General features: G+C 53.3%; 14 protein-coding genes and 2 pseudogenes. 6 read left to right on the top strand and 10 right to left on the bottom strand.

Annotated elements, in window-relative coordinates:
* The first annotated feature begins 1 nt into the window (after position 1).
* Both BQ7480_RS08165 and BQ7480_RS08160 read left to right on the top strand, forming a co-directional pair.
* Positions 2–1,405, top strand: a complete 1,404-nt coding sequence (locus BQ7480_RS08165; protein ID WP_072542479.1) for an alpha-L-fucosidase — start codon at positions 2–4, stop codon at positions 1,403–1,405.
* Between the two features lie 16 nt (positions 1,406–1,421).
* Positions 1,422–2,963: a sulfatase gene (locus tag BQ7480_RS08160; protein WP_072542478.1), complete on the top strand. Its 1,542-nt coding sequence runs from the start codon at positions 1,422–1,424 to the stop codon at positions 2,961–2,963.
* Between the two features lie 168 nt (positions 2,964–3,131).
* Here BQ7480_RS08160 and BQ7480_RS08155 read toward each other — a convergent pair whose 3' ends face one another.
* The 3 genes from BQ7480_RS08155 to BQ7480_RS08145 form a co-directional block, all read right to left on the bottom strand.
* Positions 3,132–3,935 (bottom strand): TrmH family RNA methyltransferase, encoded by an 804-nt coding sequence (locus tag BQ7480_RS08155; RefSeq protein WP_072542477.1) that lies wholly within the window; start codon positions 3,933–3,935, stop codon positions 3,132–3,134.
* An 88-nt stretch (positions 3,936–4,023) separates the two neighbouring features.
* On the bottom strand, positions 4,024–4,596 hold the full coding sequence (locus BQ7480_RS08150) for a flavodoxin (protein WP_072542476.1): 573 nt from the start codon (positions 4,594–4,596) through the stop codon (positions 4,024–4,026).
* Between the two features lie 387 nt (positions 4,597–4,983).
* A complete protein-coding gene (locus tag BQ7480_RS08145) occupies positions 4,984–5,592 on the bottom strand; it encodes a hypothetical protein (RefSeq protein ID WP_072542475.1) in 609 nt (202 codons plus the stop codon).
* Between the two features lie 153 nt (positions 5,593–5,745).
* Between BQ7480_RS08145 and BQ7480_RS08140 the strand changes: the two genes are divergently transcribed.
* Positions 5,746–6,384 carry a DUF1847 domain-containing protein gene (locus BQ7480_RS08140; protein WP_022352664.1) on the top strand — a complete coding sequence of 213 codons (639 nt, stop codon included), beginning with the start codon at positions 5,746–5,748 and terminating at the stop codon, positions 6,382–6,384.
* Positions 6,385–6,388: 4 nt separating this feature from the next.
* The gene (locus BQ7480_RS08135) at positions 6,389–6,910 is read left to right on the top strand and encodes a hypothetical protein (RefSeq protein WP_072542474.1); all 522 of its coding nucleotides are present in this window, start codon (positions 6,389–6,391) and stop codon (positions 6,908–6,910) included.
* Between the two features lie 216 nt (positions 6,911–7,126).
* Here the strand turns inward: BQ7480_RS08135 and BQ7480_RS08130 are convergent, their stop codons facing one another.
* From BQ7480_RS08130 to BQ7480_RS08110, 6 genes and pseudogenes are all read right to left on the bottom strand, one after another.
* The gene (locus BQ7480_RS08130; protein ID WP_072542473.1) at positions 7,127–8,674 is read right to left on the bottom strand and encodes an ATP-binding protein; all 1,548 of its coding nucleotides are present in this window, start codon (positions 8,672–8,674) and stop codon (positions 7,127–7,129) included.
* A 133-nt stretch (positions 8,675–8,807) separates the two neighbouring features.
* Complete coding sequence (locus BQ7480_RS08125; protein WP_072542472.1) at positions 8,808–9,368, bottom strand: flavin reductase family protein; 561 nt, start codon at positions 9,366–9,368, stop codon at positions 8,808–8,810.
* A gap of 36 nt (positions 9,369–9,404) precedes the next feature.
* Positions 9,405–10,331, bottom strand: a pseudogene (locus BQ7480_RS18380) (PGN_0703 family putative restriction endonuclease); the annotation flags it as partial.
* 27 nt (positions 10,332–10,358) lie between these two features.
* Positions 10,359–11,393, bottom strand: a pseudogene (locus BQ7480_RS08120) (alcohol dehydrogenase); the annotation flags it as partial.
* 11 nt (positions 11,394–11,404) lie between these two features.
* Entirely contained in the window at positions 11,405–11,707 is a 303-nt protein-coding gene (locus tag BQ7480_RS08115; protein WP_072542471.1) for a TIGR04076 family protein, read from the bottom strand.
* Positions 11,708–11,725: 18 nt separating this feature from the next.
* Positions 11,726–12,130: a DUF1810 domain-containing protein gene (locus BQ7480_RS08110; protein ID WP_072542470.1), complete on the bottom strand. Its 405-nt coding sequence runs from the start codon at positions 12,128–12,130 to the stop codon at positions 11,726–11,728.
* 987 nt (positions 12,131–13,117) lie between these two features.
* On the opposite strand from BQ7480_RS08110, the gene BQ7480_RS08095 reads away from it, so the two are divergent.
* Positions 13,118–15,052 (top strand): AAA family ATPase, encoded by a 1,935-nt coding sequence (locus BQ7480_RS08095; protein ID WP_072542467.1) that lies wholly within the window; start codon positions 13,118–13,120, stop codon positions 15,050–15,052.
* A gap of 119 nt (positions 15,053–15,171) precedes the next feature.
* On the opposite strand, the gene BQ7480_RS08090 is transcribed toward BQ7480_RS08095, so the two are convergent.
* Entirely contained in the window at positions 15,172–15,681 is a 510-nt protein-coding gene (locus BQ7480_RS08090; RefSeq protein WP_072542466.1) for a lipocalin family protein, read from the bottom strand.
* Positions 15,682–15,968: 287 nt separating this feature from the next.
* Here BQ7480_RS08090 and BQ7480_RS08085 point away from each other — a divergent pair, with 287 nt between their 5' ends.
* On the top strand, positions 15,969–17,897 hold the full coding sequence (locus BQ7480_RS08085) for a DUF3857 domain-containing protein (RefSeq protein WP_394332652.1): 1,929 nt from the start codon (positions 15,969–15,971) through the stop codon (positions 17,895–17,897).
* The last annotated feature ends 29 nt before the right edge of the window (positions 17,898–17,926 follow it).

Below are 17,926 nucleotides of genomic sequence, written 5' to 3'. Positions count from 1 at the left end.
TATGAAAAAAACACTCTTTACCCTACTGATGCTGCTCGCCACCTGCGGTGCAGCCGTTCACGCCCGGACCACCGAACCCGAAGGACCGAAACCGGCTCCCCGCCAGATGAAATGGCACGAGGCCGAACTGGGCGTGGTATTCCACTACGACCTGCACGTGTTCGACGGACAGGTGTACGGACAAGGCAACAACCGTATCAACCCGATTGAAGACTACAACATCTTCCATCCCGACCACCTCGACACCGACCAGTGGATTCAGTCGGCCAAGGCGGCCGGCGCCAAGTTTGCCATCCTGACCGCCACCCACGAGACGGGCTTCGGACTGTGGCAGAGCGACGTGAACCCCTACTGCCTGAAGGCCGTGAAATGGCGCGACGGAAAAGGCGACATCGTGCGCGACTTCGTGAACTCCTGCCGCAAGTACGGCCTGCAGCCGGGCATCTACATCGGCATCCGCTGGAACTCCCTGCTGGGCATCCACAACTTCAAGGCGGAGGGCGAAGGCGAGTTTGCCCGCAACCGTCAGGCATGGTACAAGCGACTGTGCGAAAAGATGGTGAAAGAACTCTGCACCCGCTACGGTGACCTTTTCATGATTTGGTTCGACGGGGGTGCCGACGACCCGAAAGGCTTGGGTCCCGACGTGGAACCCATCGTGAACGAATACCAGCCCGACTGCCTGTTCTATCATAACGTGAACCGGGCCGACCTGCGCTGGGGCGGTTCGGAAAGCGGTACCGTGGGCTATCCCTGCTGGTCGAGCTTCCCCTACCCGTACAGCCACAGCAACGCCACCGACGGCGTGGCCGACCACAACAAGCTGCTGACCCACGGCGACCCCGACGGCAAGTACTGGGTGCCTGCCATGGCCGACACGCCCCTGCGCGGCTACAACGGACGCCACGAATGGTTCTGGGAACCGGGCGATGACGACAAGGCAGTCTATCCGCTGGAGAACCTGATGGAGATGTACGAGAAATCGGTGGGCCGCAACGCCACGCTGATGGTGGGACTCACTCCCAACCCCGACGGTCTGATTCCGGAGGGCGACGTACGCCGTCTGAAAGAATGGGGCGCGGAAATCAACCGCCGCTTCGGCCAGCCGCTGGCAGCGACTTCGGCCACCGGAAAGAAGCGGTTGTCGCTCTCGCTCGACAAGGCTCAGCCCGTAAACTACTACCAGATTCAGGAAGACCTGAACGGCGGCGAACGCATCCGGGCCTACCGGGTGGAAGCGAAGGTGAACGGCAAGTGGACCACCGTGGCCAAAGGCTCTTCCGTGGGACACAAGCGCATCGAATCCTTCCCTGCCGTCGAAGCCCAGTCCTTCCGGCTGGTGGTGGAGGAATGTACCGCGGAACCTCTTATCCGAAACTTTAGCATTTACCACGTAACTGATTAATCTAAAAGCCTATATCATGAATAGAAATCTACTCGCACTCCTGGGACTGGCTCCCATTCTCTCCCCGCTGAATGGCGTCGCCAACGACCGTCCCGACCCGCGCCCGAACATCATCTTCTTCCTGGTGGACGACATGGGATGGCAGGACACTTCCCTGCCTTTCTGGACACAGAAGACCATGTACAACGAGCGTTACGAAACTCCCAACATGGAACGTCTGGCCCGCCAGGGAATGATGTTCACCCAGGCCTACGCCTCCAGCATCAGCTCGCCCACACGCTGCAGCCTGATGACCGGAGCCAACGCCGCCCGTCACCGGGTGACCAACTGGACCTTGCAGAAGGACAAGACCACTGACGCCCAGAGCGACGTGCTGCAACTGCCCGACTGGAACTACAATGGCATCGCACAGGTGGAGGGCACCAACCACACCTTCGTGGCCAAGTCGTTCGTGCAGTTCCTCAAAGACAGCGGCTACCACACCATCCACTGCGGAAAGGCGCACTGGGGGGCCATCGACACTCCGGGAGAGAATCCCTGCCACTTCGGCTTCGAGACGAACATCGCCGGACATGCGGCGGGCGGACTGGCCACATACCTGAGCGAACTGAGCTACGGACACGACGACAAGGGAAACCCTACCTCGCTCATGTCGGTACCGGGACTGGAGCACTACTGGAAGACGGGCACGTTCGTTACCGAGGCCCTGACGCAGGAAGCCCTGAAGGCCCTCGACAAGGCCAAGGCCTACAACCAGCCGTTCTACCTCTACATGTCGCACTATGCCATCCACATCCCGATTGACAAGGACGTGCGCTTCTTCGACAAGTACAAGAAGAAAGGCATGTCGGACAAGGAGGCAGCTTATGCGTCCCTCATCGAAGGCATGGACAAGAGCCTGGGCGACATCATGGACTGGCTGGAGAAGAACGGTGAGGCGGACAACACCATCATCCTGTTCTGCGGCGACAACGGCGGATACGCTACCGGCAAGGAATGGAGAGACGAACCGCTCTACACGCAGAATGCACCCCTCACCTGCGGAAAAGGCTCAGCCTACGAGGGTGGTATCCGCGAACCGATGATTGTGAGCTGGCCGGGCGTGACGAAACCCAATACCCGCTGCGACAAATACGTCATCATCGAGGACTACTATCCCACCATCCTCGAGATGGCCGGCATCACCGACTGGAAGGTGCCGCAGACCGTGGACGGCGTGAGCTTCGTGCCCCTGCTCAAGCAGACCGGCGACCCGTCGGAAGGCAGAAGCCTCTACTGGAACTGTCCGAACCTGTGGGGTGAACAAGGCCCGGGCATCGGCGCCACCTGCACCGTGCGTCAGGGAAAATGGAAACTGATTTATTTCTACGAAACGGGAAAGAAGGAACTCTATGACATCCCGGCCGACATCAGCGAGCAGCACAACCTGGCCCAGCAGTATCCGGAGGTAGTGAAAGCCCTCTCGGCCAACCTCGGGGAGTTCCTCCGCAGCTCGGGTGCCCAGCGTCCGTCGTTCAAAAAGACGGGAAAACCCTGCCCCTGGCCGGACGAAATCTGACCCTGAAAAAACGCCTTTGCGTTTCAATGAAAACGCAAGTGCATTTCAAACAAAACGTCCTTGCGTTTCGAGTCAAACGCAAGGACATTTTAGTCCAAACGCTTTGACGTTTTCTTCCGAACGCCAAAGCGTTTTTTATGTACTGAAAATAGTGGTCAGTTGGAAGATTTATTCCCGGCTCCGCAACTCCCAGAAAGCCACGGCCGAAGCCGCCGCCACATTGAGCGAATCCACCCCGTGCGCCATGGGAATACGCACCACGTAGTCGGCCCCCTCGATGGCCGCTTCCGGCAGTCCGTCGCCCTCGGTACCCATCATCAGGGCCAGGCGCGGTTCCTCCTTCAACGGCAGATAGTCCAGCGGCACGGAACGGTCGGTCAGCGCCATGGCAGCCGTGCGGAAACCCAGTGCCTTCAACTGCTCCAGCGGACGGTCGACCCACGTCCAGGGCACCAAAAACACCGAACCCATCGACACCCGCACCGCCCGGCGGTTCAGCGGGTCGCACGAATCGGGCGTGAGCAGCACAGCATCGATGCCCAGTGCGGCTGCCGAACGGAAAATGGCTCCGATGTTGGTGGTATCGACCACCCCGTGGATAACCACCACCCTGCGGGCCCCGCGGCAGACCTCCTCCACCGGATGAAAAGCCGGACGCCGCATGGCACACAGCACCCCCCGCGTCAGCGTATAGCCCGTAAGCCGGGCCAGCAAGTCCCGGTCGCCCGTATAGACAGGCAAGTCGGCCATCCGCCGCACAAGGTCCTCCGCATCGCCCGTGAGGTGCTTCCGCTCGCAGAGCAGCGACACAGGTTCATATCCGGCCTCCAAGGCCACCCGGATGACTTTCGGACTCTCGGCAATAAAGATGCCCCGCTGCGGGTCAATGCGGTTGCGCAGCTGGGCTTCGGTCAGGGTGCTGAACACGTCCACTCCGGGATGCGCCAGCGAGGTGATTTCAATAACGGGCATAACACAGTCTGTTTTCAATGTGCGGCAAAGTTACGACATCTGCCGCACATTCCGCAAATCTCCCCGCCGGAAAATCACGTGCCGCCTGTCAGCGAAGGCAGCCGAGTTTCTCCACCCACGTACGGATGTCACTCTCGCTGGCCCGGTTGAGCAAGCGCCCTTCCGTCCATTGCAGTGATGGATACGCCGCCTTGAGCGCCTTCACGCTCGGACCGATACCGCTGCCGCCCGAAGTGGCAAAAGGCACGAGCGTCTTACCCTTCAAGTCATGACTCTCGATAAAGGTATTGATGATTCTCGGTGCCACGCCCCACCAGATGGGATAACCGATGAACACCACGTCGTAGGCCGCCACATCCGTCTTCTTCGTCTTCAAGGCCGGACGCGCCTTCTCGTCGTTCATCTCTACCGAACTCCGCGACTGCTTGTCGTGCCAGTCCAAGTCGGCTGCCGTGTAAGCCTGTCGGGGAGTCACGGCAAACAATTCCCCGCCCGTCACGCGGGCCAGTTTCGCTGCTGCCTCAGCAGTAGTGCCTGTGGCCGAAAAATACGCCACCAGGATTTTCGCATCATGTGTCATAGGCTGAGTCTTTTGTTTCTGTGCACAGGCCGTCAGGGTCACGCCGCAAAGTAAGGCCAGTGCCATAAAAATCTGTTTCATAGTTCCTCCTCGTTTCATTGGTGATGGGGCAAAGATAGTTTGTTTTCCTCACATCCCCGCAACCCGTTTCACTGCGGAAACTACCCCGTTTACGGTTTCCGACTCAGGATTCTCCCTGCTTCTGAAGCTCCGCGAGAACTTCAGCACCACCGAACGGTAAGTCCCGGCTTGCCCGCACAGAGAGAAATCAACGTATGCCCGCACTCGGGATGCACACACTGGCGGTCGTCGATGAACTAACTTGCCAAGAACACGTTCGAAAAATCAAGCCCCTTCAGTCCTTTCATAGTCTACTCTCTCTTAGCATTTCTTACAAAAACAGACGGGAGAGACAATTCCCCTTTTGTCCTCCCGTCCAATAAAACGATCTGAAACGTGAAAAACAGTTCAGAACGCACGAGCCTCCTGCAATGGAGACTCTTCCTCTCCCCGTTCGCGAGGGCCCGGTCCCGGCCGGTCGCCCTTCGGCATCGGCGGCAGAACCTGCGGTTTCCGAGTCTGCCAGATTTCATACTGTTCGTCGGTGAGAATCTTGCGGATTTTCTTCTCCCGCTTTTCCTGCTCCTTCTGCATCTCCTCGGCACGTGCCTTCATCCGTTCTTCCGGCGTCATATCATCCGCATCTCCTCCCATGCCAAGGAATCCTCCCCCTTGCGGGGGCATACCTCCTCCCATGGGCGGACGTCCTCCTCCCCTCGGCGGTCTTCCTCCCATGGGAGGTTGTCCGTTCATTCCTCCGGGATGACGCTCCATCAGGGCTTCTACTTTTTCCTTCTCTTCCTTCAGGAAGAGCTTGTAAATCTTCTTGTACTGCTTCTCCGTGAGGTCCAGCATCTTGTCCATCTCGTCGGTCCGCCGCTGCGCCGCCTTTTCCGGATTGGGCACCTCTTTCTTCTGCACCTTCTCCTGCGGCGTGTCAAAGCGGGTGGTGGCATTTGCGCCCATCGGAGCACACAGCAGAGCCAGTCCACAAGCTATCCACATCATTTTCTTCATCTTACACACAATTTTAATGAAAACTAATCGGAAGCGAATGTAGGCATCTGTTCCCATTTCTGAAAATAGAATCCACCAAATGCGGATTTCTGTCTACCAATTGGAAATAAATCTCGTATATTTGCCCCCTGTTAAACCAATCACACCCATCACATGGAAAAAGAAACGACACCTACCTGTGTGGACTGCGGCACACAGAACTGCAAATTCAAAGACCGCACTTATCCCGATTTCTGCCTGACGACCCACCTGAAGGAGGAAGACCGCCAATGGGCACTGGAGCGTTACGAAGAGGACCGCAACCACGACATCATGGTGGCCAGTGCGGAAGTGGAATACGAAGGCTACTGCCAGTGGACCCGCGTACAGGAAATCATGGAGTTTGCCCGGAAAATCGGTGCGCACCGCATCGGCATTGCCAACTGCATCGGCCTCATCCGCGAGGCACGTATCTTCGCCCGCATCCTCCGCGCCAACGGTTTCGAGGCATATTCCGTCATCTGCAAGGTGGCCGGACAGCCCAAGACGTCAGTAGGCATCCCTGCCCAGTGTGAGAGCATCGGGGCCGCCATGTGCAACCCGATTCTGCAAGCCCGCCTGCTGAACGAGGCACACACCGACCTGAACGTGGTCATCGGTCTCTGTGTGGGGCACGACAGCCTGTTCTACAAATACTCGGAAGCGTACGTCACCACCCTCGTCACCAAGGACCGTGTGACGGGCAACAATCCGGCAGCGGCACTCTATACCGCCGAATCGTATTACAAGAAGAAGTTTTTTGGAGGGAAATAGAATTATGACAAATGATTTATATACAATTGAATGGGTAGGACCATTTTTTAATATTGAATCCCTTATTGAATGGGAGAAAAAATATAATCATACATTAAATTATTTTTTCTATATCGTTACAGGAATACCAATAAATAAACAAAAAGTCAGAAGCTATTGTGGCATTTCTATGAATAAAGAAGGATATATTTATAATAGATATTTAGCAGATAAAACACATATTGTTCATTATTTACGAAATGAAGAAATTTGGATTGGAAAGTTTTCTGACGACAATCCACATACAAGAAAAGATGTAGAATTGTGTGAAACAATGATTATTTCATATTGGCAGCCAGAACTAAATATCAGGAAAAAAGCATATTATCCTAATAGGTCTGTAACTATCATTAACCGATGGTATAAGAAAAACCTCCAACCAAGAGAAAAAAATATTTATACCGCACAAACTATGCCTGACCTTATCATTTATGATGGTTTTGCTATTTGGGGAACTGAAAGGATCAGAAAACTAAAAAACTTATAATAAACAAATTAATAAGAGGGTGTGTCAAAATTCATTTTTTGAAAAAATGAACTTATAATTTGAAATTTGAGTACCCTTAAAGACTAAAAAAGGGCCGCATCATTACTCAATACAGAGTTTGATACGGCCCCTTTTAAATATTATAATTATAATCTGTAACTTTAAAGAGCAGTCATTTTAGTTTTGACACACCCTCTTATTCTACACAAATAATTTTTAATCAACAATCCACCGCTCGATGCTCCGGGTCTCGTCACTGAAGTTCACCCCCACCTTGACCACTTTCCGACCGTCCGCTGCAAAAGCCGAAGCATAACCTTTCTCCTCTATCTGCTGCAAGGCCTCCTCGGCGGTGCCGTTCAACTTGAACTCCATCACGTAGATGTAGTCGGAAGTCTTCAGCACCAGGTCCACCCGGCCGCGCGAAGTCCGGTATTCCACTTCCGTGTGGAAACCCATCAGCTTGAACACGATGTAGAGGATATTCTGGTAATGCACTTCCCGCTCGCGGGCCAGCTCGTAGGGTGTATCGTCGAAGAACGTCTGCAACCGGCTCAGGAAACCGTCCACATCCCCCTTGCGCACCTCACCCACAAAGCACTGAATCTCGTAGGGCGACTTGCTGGTGCTCACCGACGCATAGTGAGGCAAGAGAAAGCGGAAGAAGCCCTGCTCCACCTCCCGGTTCGGGAAACCCAGCGTATAGTTCTCAAACTCCGTATTGTAGTCCTTGATGGTCAGGTACCCGCTCTGGTAGATGACCGGTACCGGGTCCGTGGAAGCCGCATCGATGGAGTCCAGTACCGGACCGCTGGTCACGATGTGCTCGATTTCATCCACCCGGTAATGGTGAAGCTTCATCAGTTCCACCAGGTAGGTCGGCGTGCCCGTCTCGAACCAATAGCTCCCAATCTGCATATTGGCAAAGGTACTCAGCAAACTGAAAGGATTGTACATGCCTACCGACTTGTAGCAGAAATGATAGCCGTCATAGTTCACTCTCAGTTGCTCGCAGGTCTGTTCAAAACTCAATCCTAATTTATCAGCAAGTACATGAATGTCTTCGTCAAAGTACTGGTGAAGCTCAGCCTCACTGATACCACAAATCTCGGCATACTGATTCACCATGGAAATGTCGCGCAGGTTGTTCAAGTCGCTGAATACGCTCACCTTGCTGAACTTCGTCACGCCCGTCAGCATGGCAAAATAAATAGAACCGTCGCACGACTTGAGCGCCCCGTAGAACGCCTTGAGCGTGTTGCGGAAACGAGTCTGCAAATCCGGGTTTGTAATGGTCTGAAGCATCGGCTTGTCATACTCATCAATCAGAATCACCACCTTTTGCCCCGTCTGCTCGTACGCCCGCTGGATGACATACATGAAACGTTCTTCCGGCACACGGTCTTTTTTCTCATCGCCATACAGTTTCTCCCATCCCTCCAGATTCTGATTCAGAATACCCAGCAAAGATGCATCATCGTAATAGTTGCGGGTATTCAAATCCATGTGCAGTACGGGATGCACCGTCCAGTCTTTCTCCAGACTTTCCATGGCAAGTCCCTTGAAAAGTTCCTTCTTTCCCTGGAAGTAAGCCTCCAATGTGGAAATCATCAGGCTCTTCCCGAACCGACGGGGACGGCTCAGGAAATAATACTTCCCAGTCTGTACCAGGTTATATAAAAGAGAGGTCTTGTCTACATAAATATATCCCCTGCTGCGGAGATCTTCGAAATTCTGTATGCCTACCGGATAAAGTCTGTTCATGGCCGTTTCGTTTTAATCCTTTCGTACACACAAAGGTAAGATTTATCTGCCGCAATTCCTAATCTGGCAGAATGAAAAAACCGCCACGCATCCTGCTGAAGACACGTGGCGGCCTCTTTTTACCTCACTGATTCTACTTCAATGCTTTCCCGTCGGAGAAGGCATTGCCCACTTTCTCACCGATGGCCAGATACTGGTGATGAATCGGGTCAAAGGTAATCGGTTTCAGACGGGCAGGGTCAATCTTTCCGTTCTCGTCCAGAATCTCTTCTGCAGCCGACACATTGACAATACGGCCTACCAGGTGGTTGCTCTCCTTGTCGTACGAAACCAGTTCACATTCCAAGGTCATCGGCAATTCCTCGATAATCGGGGCATTCACGAACTCCGACTTCAAGGCATGGAAGCCCGCCTTGGCAAACTTGTCCGGCTCTCTCTTCCCGGAAACAAGACCTACATAGTCGCAGGCCACTACCTGACCGGCTGTCGCCATGCTCACGGTGAAAGCCTTCGTAGCCAGAATGTTCTGGGTCGTCTTATGGCCTTCAGCCAGGCAGATGCCCACCATGTTGTCCGTATAAACTCCTCCCCACGCGGCATTCATGGCGTTGGGTTTTCCATTCTCGTCGTACGCAGCCACGATAAAGACGGGCATCGGGTACAACCATGTGTTTACTCCAAAATTTTTTCGCATAGTCTCTTTATTTTTAAAACAACATCTTTCAAATTCTCAATACAAATACCTGTCCTGCAAATATTCTTTCCATTTTCTGTCTTCCTCGCAAGAGAAAAACACATAATGCCCCATTGCTTCAAACAACCGCTCATAAGTAAGAGGAAGGAAGGTGCTCCGGCCTTTCTCTGTCAACAGGCACTCATATTCAGGAAGCACCTTCTCATAGTGCCTGTTCCCAGAAGGATATAAATGAACCGACAAGAAACGGCAGATATCATGATGCTGCACCATCGACATACCAAGCATGTGATTGCGCCACAGCTGACGGTAATCATCTTCTATCAGAACTTTTGGAAAGGCTTCCTCGTCCGTGACAGCAGAAAGCATGTGATAGCATCCACTCTGAAGGGTGACACGCAGATACTCTTCACTCAGTTTCTCCCGGGTATGCCTATATTCAGACGAACCCGGCTGCAACTTATAGGCCATCTCCGTGTATTTCACTTCTATGCCGATTCCACAGAAAGCATCCGAATTATCCTTGTACCCAATGTAACAGTCAAACGAGGTACCGTCATTCAAATAGCGCCACCCATCGGCCGTATTTCTTGGAGAAGGAGCATACTCAATCCGGATACAAGTCACCTCCTTCACATCCAGTCCCGTCAACTCCCGAAAGAGTTCACCACAAGCTTCTTTTGCGCGGGAAGTAAGTCCCATCGGGAAAAACAGGTTCCATGGAATATGTTCACTACGGAGCAGGTTGGCCCATAACGGCTGTCTGTACGCCCCTATGGCAGACAAGATTTCTTTCCGGAAACCTTCGTAGAAATTCAATCCTTTCCGGGCATCCTTTTCCTGAAGCACATTTCCATAATAGTTCTTCGTACCATCCTGCCTATTCAATGAATTGGCCTCACATCCCACCCGCAAACAGTTCCGACGGAAATCAGATTGTTTGGTCCGGGCAATACGCTGCCAGTCCGTATCTCCTGCATAAGGCTCGACTTTTTCAGTTACCGCCACCTTAATCACCCCGTCCAGACGGTTTTCGAAGATGCGGTAGGCCTCTTCTATCTTGTTGAGGGGGAAGCGGTGCGTAATGAGCGGTGTGGTATCAATCTTACCTTCCGCAATCAGCCGAAGAATTTCGGCACAGTCGCAGCCGTCTACCCCTCCCGTCTTGAAGGTGAGGTTCTTACCGTACATGTCGGGCAAGGGAAGCACTTGCGGACGGTCGTACAAAGCGACAACGGTCACGATGCCATTCGGACGGGCACATTCCCAAGCCAGACGGAAGGTGTCATCGGCTCCGGCCACCTCGATGACCACGTCGGCCCCACCGTGCGCACTGTGAGCTTTCACGAATGACTGACACTGCTCCGGGGTAGTGACCAGTACCTCGGGATAATGCGTCTGCACGAAACGGATGCGCTCTTCCGACTTCTCACACACGATGAGGCGGCGCGGATGCTTCAGCCGGGCACAGAGCAGCGTACAGATTCCCGTAGGTCCGGCCCCAATCAGCAGCACCGTATCGTCGGGCGTGATTTCCGAGATGCGCGCGGCCCAGAAGCCAGTGGCCAGGATGTCGCCCACGAAAAGCGCCTGCTCGTCCGTCACCCCGTCGGGAATACGGTTCAGCCCCTGGTCGGCATGCGGCACCCGCACATATTCCGCCTGACCGCCGTCGATACGGCAACCCAGTGCCCAACCTCCGTCGGGGTCCTCGCAGTTATTCACATATCCGTGGCGGCAGAAGAAACACTCTCCGCAGAAAGTCTCCACATTGACCGTCACCCGGTCGCCCGGCTTCACGTTCGTGACTTCCGCTCCCACCTGCTCCACGATACCCACCATCTCATGGCCCACCGTGATGCCCGGTACGGCCCGCGGCACACTGCCGTGCTTGATGTGCAAATCGCTGGTGCAGATACTTCCCAAGGTGACGCGCACCAAGGCATCCTTCGGGTCTTTCAGCATGGGCATCGGCTTCTCCAGCAAGGCGAACTGCCCCTGTTTCATATAAGTATAAGCTAACATATTCTTCGGTATTAATCGATTACTTCAATCAGGAAACTTACCGGACGGAAACCGTCGTTGCACGAAATCATGGCCGAGCGCTCGTTCTTCATCCAGCCGTCGTAGAAATTGCTTCCCCCGTGCGCCAGTGCCATCACGAAAGGCGACATGCTCTGCCACGCACTCTCACACAGTCCCTCGGGCTTCTCCCAGCCGTGGGCGATGAACACCTGCCCTTCTTCCATATCGCAGGGATGTTCAAGGGGATTCTCGTACTGCGCCATCAGGTCGTGGTAGCACGCCTTGCGCATCACGGTTATTCGGATATCTTTCATGGCTTCCTTCTTCTTATCTTATCTAGAGAAATACGCTTTCAGCACCTCGGCAAACACATCGTCCGGGGAGACCTTGTCGAACAGCTGCATCGAACTGTGCAGTTTCAGCACGTCCACCTCCGAACCCATCAGTTGCCGTAGTGTACGATGTCCGCGATGCGCCAGCAAGGCACGGGTGATTTCCCGCAGACGCGTTCCCAGTACCGGATGCGCCAGATAGGCCCGGGCCTCCTCCTCGCCGTCCAATCCGTAGAATTGTGAATTGTAACTGTAGCCCAGTCCCTTCTCCTGAGGGAAGATATACCAAATCCAATGGCTCTGCTTGCCGCCCTTCCGGATTTCCTTCAATGCTACGGGATACATGTCTTCCTGAGCATCCAGAAACCGTTGCAGATTAAAATTCGTGTGACCCATATTCTTCATTTTTATCTACACTCAAAATTAGGGATAATCTTCCAATCCCACAAGCGCTTTACCTGTATTCTTTTTCCCGTTATATCCGTGGACGTTTTCTTTTTTTCAGACAGAAGAACAAAAGAACATATTTTTTTGTGTGCACTCCGCTCCGTCGTTCTTTTATTTTTTGTTCTTATGTTCTTCTGTCTTTTAAATATAGACATAAGCACAAAAGAACAGAAGTTTTTGTGCGCACTCCACGCCGTTATTCATTATTTTTTTGTTCTTATCTTCTTCTGTCTTTTAAATATAGACATAAGAACAAAAGAACATATTTTTTTGTGCGCACTCCACTCCGTCGTTCTTTTATTTTTTGTTCTTATGTTCTTCTGTCTTTTAAATATAGACATAAGCACAGAAAGACATAAGTTTTTGTGCGCACTCCACGCCGTTATTCATTATTTTTTTGTTCTTATGTTCTTCTGTCTTTTAAATATAGACATAAGCACAAAAGGACATAAGTTTTTGTGCGCACTCCACGCCGTCGTTCTTTTATTTTTTGTTCTTATGTTCTTCTGTCTTTTAAATATAGACATAAGCACAGAAGAACAGAAGTTTTTGTGCGCACTCCACGCCGTTATTCATTATTCATTATTAATTATTAATTTATTCTTCTTTAATTCAAGAGTTATGCTTATCTTTGTCCCGAACCTCCGCCTAAAGGAGATTTCATCGCACTTTGATTTTATATACAACAAATGATCGTTAAAGATGTCACACCGAGTTTTCGTTACGTTCCGCTGAGGTCCTGATTGGATTTTTCTCAGCTTAGGAATCGAATGAATCATTGCTTCCGACAAGGAGGCCGGGATGGTTGTGCTCTTTGACGTACTAGCGCGTACCTCTCTTTCAATGGGGAAACGAGAGGGACCTTTCTACTCCCGCAGACCGTTCGTGCCTGCAGGTTTCAGCTTTATCCATTTATTTTTTCACTTTAAAATCCATTTGTTGTATATGAAAAATCTTATGTTACGTGCTTCCCGCACTTTTTCCGAAGAACTTTATGCTCCCGAATATGCTCGGAACCACCTTGCTGTGGAACTCTCTCATCCCGATGGCTTTACCGATGCGCAGGAACTTTCCATCCGCGTATATTCCGACGAATACCGTTTCTTAGGTTGCGATGCCCGCGAACTGCCGAGAAAAAATCTCCGCAAAGTCCGCTTCGACATCTGTTCTGATGAGGTATGGGGTGTCGGCCTCTACCGCATCTATGTCTACCGCAACGGGCGTCCGATGGGATGGGTCCTCCTGGAACTCTATGCCGGCTACGAACGCTGGGACAAGACCGAGGTGGAGGATTTCCAGACCCGTCCGGAAGAAAGATACTTTGCCGAGAAATTCTGTTTCCTGCCCTTGTTCGACCGACTGGTGCGGGAGGGAAACGACGGCAACTTCATCCGGCAGTTTATCGAGCTGTTCCATGCCCTCGACAGCCGTCAGCTTCCCGTGCCCCACTTACTCGTGACGGGCGACCAGGCCCATGCCTGTGCCATCCGTCTGCTGGCCTTCCATTTCTGTGAGAAGCGGGCGTCATCCTGCTATCATTTCTCTTTGCGGGAACTGCTGAACGGTTCTCTGAAATGGCCTCAGCTTCAGCAGGAAATCAGCCAGAAGAAGGTGGTAGTGGTAGAAGTGCCCTACCTGACTTACTCCGACCAGGATACTCTCCTGCTCGACCTGCTGGGAGAATGGCTGGAGCAGACCGGTACCTCTGGTCCCCGCTTCATCTTCTATGGGGCACTGAGGGCCACCTGCCAGCTGCGGACCTACAGTGAGGCAATGGAACGGCTCTTCACTGAGCAGAACACAATTTATACTCCCGACCGCCCTGCCGATGCCGACCCGGATGAAGAGACTCCGGCCGACTTGCTTGCCCTGCCGTTTGACGAGGAAGACATGCTTCTGGGAACCGACAGTCTCGCACCGAAAGGAAGCGATGACCTCGACTTGGAAAGAACCGACGACCTGCCGGCGAAGGATGTTGCCGACAAAGAACCGGATGCCGAACAGGCCTTGCAGAAGATGGTGGGACTGGCGCGACTGAAGGAAGACCTGGAGGAGGCACGGATGCTGGCCCGCTTCACCAAGAAACGGCAGGAACTGGGACTCGATACGTCGCACGAGAACCGTCACCACATGCTGTTCCTCGGCAATCCCGGTACGGGAAAGACTACGGTGGCCAAGCTCATCGGACAGATGTACCATCGGATGGGAGTGCTTTCCGTGGGGCATACCGTGGAGACCTGCCGCACGAACCTCGTGGGCGAATTCATCGGGGAGACGGAAAAGAAGACCAGAGAAGCCATCCAAGAGGCACGGGGCGGCGTGCTCTTCATCGACGAGGCCTACACGCTGGTGACCACCCGGGAGGAAACGAGGGACTTCGGCAAGGAAGTTATCCATGCCCTGCTCCCCGTACTCTCGGAACCCAATCCCGACCTGATTGTCATCCTGGCCGGCTACGAGGACAAGATGCAGTTGCTGATGCGCACCAACCCGGGCTTGCAGGACCGCTTCCCGCTCCAGTTCCACTTTGACGACTACACGGCGAACGAGCTGCGGGAGATGGCGCACCGCTACCTGGAGAAACGGAGCTTCCAGCTGACGCCTGCCGCAGACGAGGCCCTGTATCGCCTCATCGTGGAAGCTACCACCCCCAGGGACGCCCATTTCGGCAACGGGCGCTGGGTGCACAACCTGATAGAGCAGGGTCTCATCAAGAGCATGGCCCGGCGCATCATGTCGCTGCCTACCCTGCCCGACGACGCCCTTCTGTTCCGCACCATTGAGGTGGAAGACGTACAGGCTGCCAGCCGTCACCTCTGCGGCAACCGGGTACTGAAACTGGAACCGCAGCCCACACGCCGCATCGGTTTCCGGGCCTGAGACAGCAACCTTCTTACCGATTGCCCCCCCCCAAAAAATCTCCTGCTTTGCCTTTGTGAAAATAGCTAAAGCAGGAGATTTTTATCTTACAAACGCTTTCCGTTCTCGAAATCCGTCTATCAATTAAACACCAGCCTATCTGTATCGTATCCGCGTTTCCGCAGCTCATCAAGAAGTTGCTGAAGCACGCCGTCGGGCAGTTTCTCTTCCCGGCTCATAATCCACAGATACTTGTCGCTACTGCTGCCAATCAGCACATAGCGGTAGTCCGGGTCGATGTCGAGCACATAATAGTCGGCATAAAACCACAGGAAGAACGATACCTTCAGTTTGCCGGGATCGTTCGGATCGGGCTGTTTCGCCTTACCGGTGATTTCCTTGTATTTCCCGTCCTTGTATCCCGCGTTCAGCACCTCGATGCGCCCATTCGGAAGCAAGGTGTAAGTGGCCGTCACACGGCTCATTCCTTTTTCAAAACGATGGTCGTAGCGGGCTATCTCATACCATTTTCCCATGAAGCGGGCCACGTCGAACTGCGCCACCGTCCGGTTGTCTATCTGGGTGGAATTCCCACCCTGGCAGCTGCCCAATCCCAGCAGGGCACACAAAAGAATCAGAATGTGTTTCATGTCTGCATTGTTTTAAGGTTCATCTCCTACAAATATACCAAACTCTGTGCAATTCCGGAGGGATTTAAGAATAAATAATTACGGGAATGGACGCTTCATCGAAAGTCAGCACAGCCTCGCTCGAAATATCATTTTGACACTTTTTTAATCGATATAAAAATAAAAGCACACAAGCATTAGGTCATCACACAAAGAATGTATAAATTTATGCCGTTTTTATAATCAGGAAACCTATTAAAAGGAATATGAGAAAGACAAAACTATTTTTTGTAGGCACCTTCATCCTGATGCTGGGAGGAACGGTGGTACATGCCCAGTCGTGGAGAAACGGCGGGAACATTGCGCTGGATAAACAGTATGCCAGCTATCCTTGTGTGAACTTATTGGACAGTACGAGTGTAACGGTAGAACCCACCGGACAAGGTTCGTTTGCGGTCTGCCGGGCCGTGCGGGTACAGACACCTGCCGGAGCCTTGCAGCAACGGGTATTGAAATACGATTACGACCCGCTGACAGCCGCCGCCACCTTCAAGCGGGTGACCATCTATCACACCGACGGGACATATACGATGGTCGACGTGAGCAAGGCCTGCGATTATGCCGCTCCGGCCAGAGCCATTTACTGGGGAGCCCGCCAGATTATGCTGGAGTTGGGTGCCCTGAAACCGGGCGACATCGTCGACTATGAAATCAACAAGAAAGGATTCACCTACGCCTTGCTGGTCGACCTGCCGCAGGAAGGAGACGACTCCCGTTTCATTCCCCCGATGCGCGGGCAGTTCTACGACATCGTGCCCTTCTGGGCCACCGAGCCGACCCTGCGGAAAGTGTACCGCGTCAGCCTTCCGGCCGAAAAAGAAATCCAGTTCCAGTTCTATCAGGGCGACTGTGCCTCCTCCATGCGCTACGAGGACGGACGGAAAGTCTACACTTTCGCCAAGGACGGAATCATGCCCTTCCGCCGCGAACCGAACATGGTGGATTTCTATGACGCCGCACCGAAGCTGATGATGTCTACCACAGCCGACTGGAAAGAGAAGTCGCGCTGGTTTTATGGCGTCAATGAAGACTACGGCAGCTTTACTGCTATTCCGGAAGCCCAGAAGAAGGTAGACGAACTGATTCGCGGCAAGAAGACCGAGATGGAGAAAATCGCCGTACTGACCCACTGGGTGGCCGACAACATCCGTTATGCGGGAATCTCCATGGGGAAAGGTGAAGGATTCACCCTGCACAACCTGCAGATGGATTACACCGACCGCTGCGGCGTGTGCAAGGACATTGCCGGTACCCTGATTTCCTTCCTGCGGATGGCGGGATTCGAAGCCTTCCCGGCCATGACCATGGCGGGCAGCCGCGTGGAGACCATCCCTGCCGACCATTTCAACCACTGTGTGGCCGTGGTAAAGCTCAGTGACGGTACACTGATGCCCCTCGACCCGACCTGGGTACCTTTCTGCCGGGAACTGTGGAGCAGTGCCGAACAGCAGCAGAACTACCTGCCGGGCACCCCGGAAGGCACCGACCTGTGCCTGACTCCGATTTCCGACCCGGAAAACCATTACGTGCGCATCAAGGCCCAGAACACCCTCGACGAGAAGGGCGCACTGAAAGGCTCCTTCACCATCGAAGCCGAAGGACAGAGCGACAGCAACATCCGGCGCATTTTCACCACCGGCTTCCAGAGTGAATGGAAACATTCCATGGAACGCCAGCTGCTGAACGTCTCCCCGAAAGCCCGGCTAGAAAGCGTGGACTATGGTCGTGCGCCGAAAGACTATCAGAAAGCTCCCATCCGGATTACGTTCCGCTATACCATTCCAGGATACGCCCTGAAAGGCGAAGAAGGCGAACTCATCTTCAAGCCCTTCGTACTGAACAACCTCTACACCCAGGTCCTCTCCTACCTGCGGATTGATACCCGTCTGGAGAAACGGGCCTACGGCTTCAAGGACGGCTGCTCCCGTCTGGTTGAAATGGAAGAAAACCTGAAACTCCCGGCCGGATACAAATGGCAAGGAAAGGAAAAACAGGACCAGATGGACGGTACGGGTGCCGGATTCACCGGAAGCCTGAAACAGAGTGGCAACCAGCTGCAGTTGAAAACCTCCCTTCGGTTGAAGAAGCGTGTCTATGAAGCAGCCGACTGGGACAGCTTCCGCAAGGCAGTGAACACCGCCAAAGGATATGGAGAATATATGGTAGTCAAAAAGTAATCCCTTATGCGAGGGCTTAACATGAAACG

The organism is Bacteroides mediterraneensis, assembly GCF_900128455.1.
GTDB lineage: Bacteria > Bacteroidota > Bacteroidia > Bacteroidales > Bacteroidaceae > Phocaeicola > Phocaeicola mediterraneensis.
Note: the sequence above shows the minus strand (reverse complement) of the source record. Positions and strands in the feature narration are given on the sequence as shown.

Excerpts from the sequence above, each read along its gene's own strand:
- BQ7480_RS08165 (WP_072542479.1), top strand. The coding sequence starts at position 2 with ATGAAAAAAACACTCTTTACCCTACTGATGCTGCTCGCCACCTGCGGT.
- BQ7480_RS08160 (WP_072542478.1), top strand. The coding sequence starts at position 1,422 with ATGAATAGAAATCTACTCGCACTCCTGGGACTGGCTCCCATTCTCTCC.
- BQ7480_RS08155 (WP_072542477.1), bottom strand. The coding sequence starts at position 3,935 with ATGCCCGTTATTGAAATCACCTCGCTGGCGCATCCCGGAGTGGACGTG.
- BQ7480_RS08150 (WP_072542476.1), bottom strand. The coding sequence starts at position 4,596 with ATGAAACAGATTTTTATGGCACTGGCCTTACTTTGCGGCGTGACCCTG.
- BQ7480_RS08145 (WP_072542475.1), bottom strand. The coding sequence starts at position 5,592 with ATGAAGAAAATGATGTGGATAGCTTGTGGACTGGCTCTGCTGTGTGCT.
- BQ7480_RS08140 (WP_022352664.1), top strand. The coding sequence starts at position 5,746 with ATGGAAAAAGAAACGACACCTACCTGTGTGGACTGCGGCACACAGAAC.
- BQ7480_RS08135 (WP_072542474.1), top strand. The coding sequence starts at position 6,389 with ATGACAAATGATTTATATACAATTGAATGGGTAGGACCATTTTTTAAT.
- BQ7480_RS08130 (WP_072542473.1), bottom strand. The coding sequence starts at position 8,674 with ATGAACAGACTTTATCCGGTAGGCATACAGAATTTCGAAGATCTCCGC.
- BQ7480_RS08125 (WP_072542472.1), bottom strand. The coding sequence starts at position 9,368 with ATGCGAAAAAATTTTGGAGTAAACACATGGTTGTACCCGATGCCCGTC.
- BQ7480_RS08115 (WP_072542471.1), bottom strand. The coding sequence starts at position 11,707 with ATGAAAGATATCCGAATAACCGTGATGCGCAAGGCGTGCTACCACGAC.
- BQ7480_RS08110 (WP_072542470.1), bottom strand. The coding sequence starts at position 12,130 with ATGAAGAATATGGGTCACACGAATTTTAATCTGCAACGGTTTCTGGAT.
- BQ7480_RS08095 (WP_072542467.1), top strand. The coding sequence starts at position 13,118 with ATGAAAAATCTTATGTTACGTGCTTCCCGCACTTTTTCCGAAGAACTT.
- BQ7480_RS08090 (WP_072542466.1), bottom strand. The coding sequence starts at position 15,681 with ATGAAACACATTCTGATTCTTTTGTGTGCCCTGCTGGGATTGGGCAGC.
- BQ7480_RS08085 (WP_394332652.1), top strand. The coding sequence starts at position 15,969 with ATGCTGGGAGGAACGGTGGTACATGCCCAGTCGTGGAGAAACGGCGGG.